Origin of the sequence: Bacillus sp. S4, from assembly GCF_040838205.1 — a bacterium.
Lineage (GTDB): Bacteria > Bacillota > Bacilli > Bacillales > Bacillaceae_G > Bacillus_A > Bacillus_A cereus_U.
In genome coordinates this window covers 1-5,520 of sequence record NZ_JBFPJI010000222.1, presented here as the reverse complement: position 1 = coordinate 5,520, position 5,520 = coordinate 1, and the positions used below count along the sequence as shown (strand labels likewise).

Genomic DNA, 5,520 nt, shown 5'->3' with positions numbered 1-5,520 from the left:
CTGTATAAATAAACGGCTCTGCCATTTCTTTTTTATACGTATCAAAATTTAAATGTGCACGTTTTGCCTGCTCAATTAATCTATTACCGAACTCCCCGTTCGCTAAAACTAGTCCTTTACCTTTTAATGAACGTAACTGTAAAGCAATTGCATCATTCGCTAACGTCCCTGTTCCTAACATAACTTGTACACGTTTTGCTTTCGTTATTTGAAGTAATCGTTTTTTCACATTTCCCATCGTCACTTGAAATGACTTGGAGCGATGGGAAATAGGCTTAGTAGAAAATGCCTTTTGGACATTCTCTTCGATGTCTACTGGGCCAGGTAAAAACGTATATTCTTTCGTCATAATCCCCCCAACACTCGACTCTTCAAACTTAGTGGGTGTAACATACATTGGCTGGAAAGCTGCTTCTTCTGTTCCAACTAGCGTATGGAAAGGTTTAAACCCCATTTGCTCATATAAAGGAAGCTCACGTGTTGTGGCTGAAATGAGTGCTAATTCATATCCATTTAGAAGTAAATAACGATGTAAAAAGCGAATTAACCCTAACAGTGCTCTTCCATTTCGATATTCACTTTCTACTGAGAGTAAACGAATTTCATATACTTTTTCTCCATGCTCTTGTAAATAAAAATCTAAATTTGAAATTTTATAATCTAACGAGAATGGTCGTTTTCCCCGCACCGCGACCATGCCTACTAATTTCTCACCATCTAAACAAATTAAATATGTATTTGCTTCATGAAATCGATCTATACGAAAACGTTCTTTCGTTTCCTCATGCTGCGGAATCTCTTCTACAAATGTTTTATAGTTCAATTTATGTATACTTTCAAATTCCCAAGCTTGATCAGCAACCTTATAAATTAACCCCATTTCTTACCTCCTTTATCTCTACTTACCACTCACTATCAAATTAATAAAAATTATAAGTGGAGATTCCCCCACTTATAAAAGATTCACTTTATTCGCGATTTACATATAAAATAAGCACAATAATAAATGCACTTAAAATAGTCGTACCAATAGAGTAAGAATAAAAAATCATGCAAATTGGTAAACAAGCGATTGTAATTAACCCTGGCTTAGTAAATCCTTTAAATATTAAATAAAATACAATAAAAATGCCTATTAGAGTAAGCGCTATCAAATAATCAAATGCTATTAACCCTCCAATAAATGTTGAAATTCCTTTTCCACCCTTACCTTTAAACAAAATTGGATAAATATGTCCAATGATAACGGCCAATAATGCCAGCATTACGAATGTAGCATCTTCAAAAAGGTATTTTGCTATATAAACTACAATTGCACCTTTGATCGCATCACCTATAAATGTAGCGACAAAATACCCTTTTCCATATACTCGCCCCATATTTCTTGCACCAGGATTTCCGCTTCCTTCATCACGAATATCAACGTTATGTCGCCATTTTGTTACTATATAAGCGGTCAATATGTTTCCAAATAAATAAGAAGCCACTACATACAACAATTGCATACTATTAATCATGTAATCATTCACTTTCTACATGGGAATACTTATACACTATTCAATTATTATGCACATTGTACTTTTCTGACTCTACATCCCTTTATATATTTTAACATCATATTTTTACAAATCATACAAAAAATCTCATTCAGCTATTTGTACTTTAATGTATATTTCCTTCATCAAATAATATGTTCTTTTCGCTGCCATTTCTGATTGTGATACAAATGTAACTTCTCCCATACAATTTTAAAAATTATCAACTTCCTCAAATTCACAAAAAACCGCCTAAAAGCCGAAACATTCAACTTTTAAGGCGGTTTTTTCTATTTATTCTTAAACTTCTCAGTCGCTGCTCTCATCTTTACATTCAAATCGTGATCAATGGAATCACGAATGTCTCGCTCTACTACTTCCATTTCTTTTTGGAAATTTTGCAAGTATATTTTTAGTTCTTCTTCTTTTTCAGGACGTTGTGATGGTGGTAATTGTACCACTAATGATAGCATCGCTGTTAAATCTTTCATTAAGAACGTTTCAAGTTTATGTTGTTGTTCAAACATGCGTTGTTCTTGATAGTACGGAAGTGCATTTAATACTGAAATTGTAATGTCATCAACCGTTCTTTGTAGTGAAGGATTAATCGAGCGTTTATATGCTTGAATTGTATTTAATGCATCTGGATATCGATCATAGAAATACAATTTATAAAACGATAAGTCTGTCGGTTTTACAGTTTGCTGTGATTCTTGTCTCAAGAAATCTTTCACTTTCATTGTTGCAATATCAATATCTTCATTCGTAAGCTTTTTCGTTGTTTTTGCCATCACATGCACTTTTTTCTGCTTTTCTTTCGGTAACATTGAGAAAACTTGCTCTCTCGTACGTTGGCCCGATGAACAGAAAAGTGTATTTAATGTATTTTGTTCTTTTTTCCCTTCTGTACGAATCCAGCGATAAAAGAGTGGGTGCTGCGTAAATTCTTGTAAAAACGGTGTTGATTTGTTCGATAATTTTTCAATAGAATCTTGCGCTCTCTTATATGGTTTCGTCCATGAAAAATAAAGTTTACGTCCGAAGTATACAACTAAAACAACGACAGTAAATGCGATTAAAAGTAATGACCCTAATAGTAATAATACTCCTTGAATGAAACTCATTTTTTCACCTCCTCTAATGATCTGTTATTTCCTTGGACGCTGAATGAGTTTCTGCTTCATCTCATCATTAAATGTGTCAAGTTCAATTACAAACTTCTTACTAGACTCAATAATACGCTCTGACGATTTCTCAGATGCTTCAATAGCAGCGAATACATTTTGGAATGATTCACGTAATTTATCCATGCTAATTGCAGGATTTTCTAGGAGTTTTGTTGTTTCTTCTGTATTTTGTTTTAATGCTTGAGAATTGCTTAATACCATTGATTCAATCGCTTCATTTGTCGCATTAACTGCATCAATTGTTTTACGTTGATTTGTTAATGCGAGCTGAATTGCAGCTGAAACCGTTACAACGTTTTGTGTCATCGTAATTGCATTGCGAATTGCTTCTGCTAGCTTTTCATTATTTTTCTTAATAATATCTACAGACGCGATAGATTGTAATAATACACTTTTTGCTTGTTGCATATTACGAGTACGCACAAGTATCTTTTCTAATGCATCATTTATTAACGGAATATCCCTTTGACGTTCTGGATTTTGTTTCTCAGCTTCAAGCATACCAGCAAGTTTTCTTCCTAAGTATACTTGTTTATCAAGAGCGTGAATTTTATCGTGTGATTGCTCTTTTAACATTTCAAGACCAACCGTATCCTCTTGCAAGTTATCACGGCCAATGAGAAGTGATCTTATAATCTCCTCGATTTGCTTATCTATAGATTGATATTTATGCACGTAATTTTCAAGCGGATTTTTCTTAAACACTTTAAACATAAGTTTCTTCATACCAGTTGCTTTTAATGAGTTTGGATCAAGTTCTGATACCACTTTTCGTAATTCTAACAATGTATTTGGAATTTCTTCATTCTTTCCATTCATCATCGCTGTCACAGGACGTTTTAAAGCTGATAGCGTTTGTCCTGCCGCTTGCTGCTCTTTATCCCCTAAGTCTCCAAGCTGCGACAATACTTTTGATAAATCTGTATTTTGCTCGCTATTTAACTTTTGTACATAAAGATCTGCTTCTTTATTCAGTTCTTCAAGTTCTGCATCTTTTATTACTGTATCCACTACTACTTCTACATTATTATCTTTCACAATCGATACAGGTTCTTTTTTCTCGAGTTCAGTCAACAAAATCGCTCCTTTATTTATATGTGCGAATTTATGTGCACTATATTTCATCTAATATATCGTATTTCATATACATTTTGCTTGCTTGAAATCGATTTTTCAAGAAATACCTGCTTATGCAGTCATTCCCTGTTTCATAGTGTAAGTATACCTGTTCTCGTCATTATTTTCCTCAGACTTAAGACCTAGAGAGTAACATACTGAAGGCGGATTCTTTACGAATTACCTTACTAATCACCACTGAATATTAAATTGAAGTTCCATTTAGTTATCCTCTTAAATTTATATAATGCTCTATCTTTTGACATATGCTATCTTTCAATGTGATAATTACATTAAGCCCACTTCTAATTATTCTTCCGCGCAACAAATGCTCCCTTTTGAAAAGCTAATAACACCGTTTCAAACGTATCATCTTCTTCAATCATCTTTATAAATTCTGCTAGTTCCTCCGCATGAGAAGTTGCATTATCAATAACAAGAAAACCTTTTGGCTCTAAAATACGTTTTATATGTTCCCACCACCACATATATTGCGTTCGTTCTGAATCTAGGAAAATAAAATCAAATGAATGATCTAATTGCGAATCTAAAAATGCTCCAGCTTCTTGATTGTGAATATCGATTCGCTGTGTGAAATTCACCTTCCTAAAATTCCCAAGTGCCTCTCCCACCCGTTCTGAAGAAAGTTCTACCGTTGTAACATTTCCATTTGTTTCTTCTACCGCATTTGCTAGCCACAATGTAGAATAACCATTTGAAGTTCCAATTTCTAAAATTTTTTTTACATTACATCCTTTTACTAAAATTGATAAAAATTGTCCCATCTCACGAGAAATATTCCGTAATTTTTCTTCCCGCGTTTTTTTATGTCGATCATGTTCTTCTCCATATTGTTCAAGTTGAGATAATAATGAATCTAACGTATCCATTCTTTTCATCGCCTTTCCAAAGCAATATGATGAAAAAGCTCTTGCTGCCCGTCTACTTTTCATTATATGCGAAACGAAAACCTTTTTCTCGTTATATGACAAAGTTTTAAATTTTTTTATAGCATATTGTTTCGTTTTTTGGTAAAGTTAATTTCTACGTGCAATTATTCCATTCACATTATTTTACAACCAGTTTTCAATTATAAAATAATATAAACCCCATTTAAATGAATCGGTATTTCAAATTCAATTAAGTGCCCTTTTCGGACGCATTTTCTTTTGTTTATATATCTCTAGAAGAAAGGATGCTTACAAATGAACGTGATTAGCTTAGATGCTGCTAGAAAGCGAAAACAGCATAAAAAATTAATGATTACTATACCGATTATTAAACGTATTTATGAAGAAGACGGGGAAATTAAATTCGAGGTAGCTGGTGAAAAAGATGTACCTCTTGAAATGTTAGAAAAGTAATAAAATAAAGACGCATTTCTATTGAAATGCGTCTTTATTTTATATTTTCACATTTAAATGCATAAGTTTTTCAGGATTAACCATCATATCATACCGCATACATACTAACGTTTTTATTTTTTAACAAACTAAAACCATCTGCCCCTTCACATTTCAATAACTAGACTCATACCCTAATTTCAGATTGCAATACAACATAAGAAAGGCGGGTAATACAATTGACTTCCAATATCGACTACACATCCCCCTCAACCAATTTCACTCATGATTTAAGTAAAAGTAATTTTTTTAAGAAAGATGCTCAAAATTATATAAACG

Annotated in this window: 6 protein-coding genes and 1 pseudogene; 2 read left to right on the top strand and 5 right to left on the bottom strand. The window is 33.1% G+C overall.

From position 1 onward, the window contains the following. The 5 genes from AB3X48_RS16925 to AB3X48_RS16905 all read right to left on the bottom strand — a co-directional run. Window positions 1–880 (bottom strand): GNAT family N-acetyltransferase (locus AB3X48_RS16925; RefSeq protein WP_367959751.1); only part of this gene is annotated, 880 nt, incomplete at its 3' end. Window positions 881–968: 88 nt separating this feature from the next. Further along, a complete protein-coding gene (plsY, locus tag AB3X48_RS16920; protein WP_002109931.1) occupies window positions 969–1,517 on the bottom strand; it encodes a glycerol-3-phosphate 1-O-acyltransferase PlsY in 549 nt (182 codons plus the stop codon). Window positions 1,518–1,825: 308 nt separating this feature from the next. Beyond that, window positions 1,826–2,659: a DUF3974 domain-containing protein gene (locus AB3X48_RS16915; RefSeq protein WP_002085563.1), complete on the bottom strand. Its 834-nt coding sequence runs from the start codon at window positions 2,657–2,659 to the stop codon at window positions 1,826–1,828. Window positions 2,660–2,683: 24 nt separating this feature from the next. After that, a complete protein-coding gene (locus tag AB3X48_RS16910) occupies window positions 2,684–3,796 on the bottom strand; it encodes a toxic anion resistance protein (protein WP_002109928.1) in 1,113 nt (370 codons plus the stop codon). A 347-nt stretch (window positions 3,797–4,143) separates the two neighbouring features. Continuing rightward, window positions 4,144–4,737: an O-methyltransferase gene (locus AB3X48_RS16905; RefSeq protein WP_078181928.1), complete on the bottom strand. Its 594-nt coding sequence runs from the start codon at window positions 4,735–4,737 to the stop codon at window positions 4,144–4,146. A gap of 306 nt (window positions 4,738–5,043) precedes the next feature. Here AB3X48_RS16905 and AB3X48_RS16900 point away from each other — a divergent pair, with 306 nt between their 5' ends. Then, on the top strand, window positions 5,044–5,202 hold the full coding sequence (locus AB3X48_RS16900; protein ID WP_002157830.1) for a hypothetical protein: 159 nt from the start codon (window positions 5,044–5,046) through the stop codon (window positions 5,200–5,202). A gap of 218 nt (window positions 5,203–5,420) precedes the next feature. Then, a pseudogene (locus AB3X48_RS16895) lies at window positions 5,421–5,520 on the top strand (cupin domain-containing protein); the annotation flags it as partial.

What these genes read in the sequence shown, in the direction of transcription:
- plsY (WP_002109931.1), bottom strand. Translation starts at nt 1,517, where the DNA reads ATGATTAATAGTATGCAATTGTTGTATGTAGTGGCTTCTTATTTATTT.
- AB3X48_RS16915 (WP_002085563.1), bottom strand. Translation starts at nt 2,659, where the DNA reads ATGAGTTTCATTCAAGGAGTATTATTACTATTAGGGTCATTACTTTTA.
- AB3X48_RS16905 (WP_078181928.1), bottom strand. Translation starts at nt 4,737, where the DNA reads ATGAAAAGAATGGATACGTTAGATTCATTATTATCTCAACTTGAACAA.
- AB3X48_RS16900 (WP_002157830.1), top strand. Translation starts at nt 5,044, where the DNA reads ATGAACGTGATTAGCTTAGATGCTGCTAGAAAGCGAAAACAGCATAAA.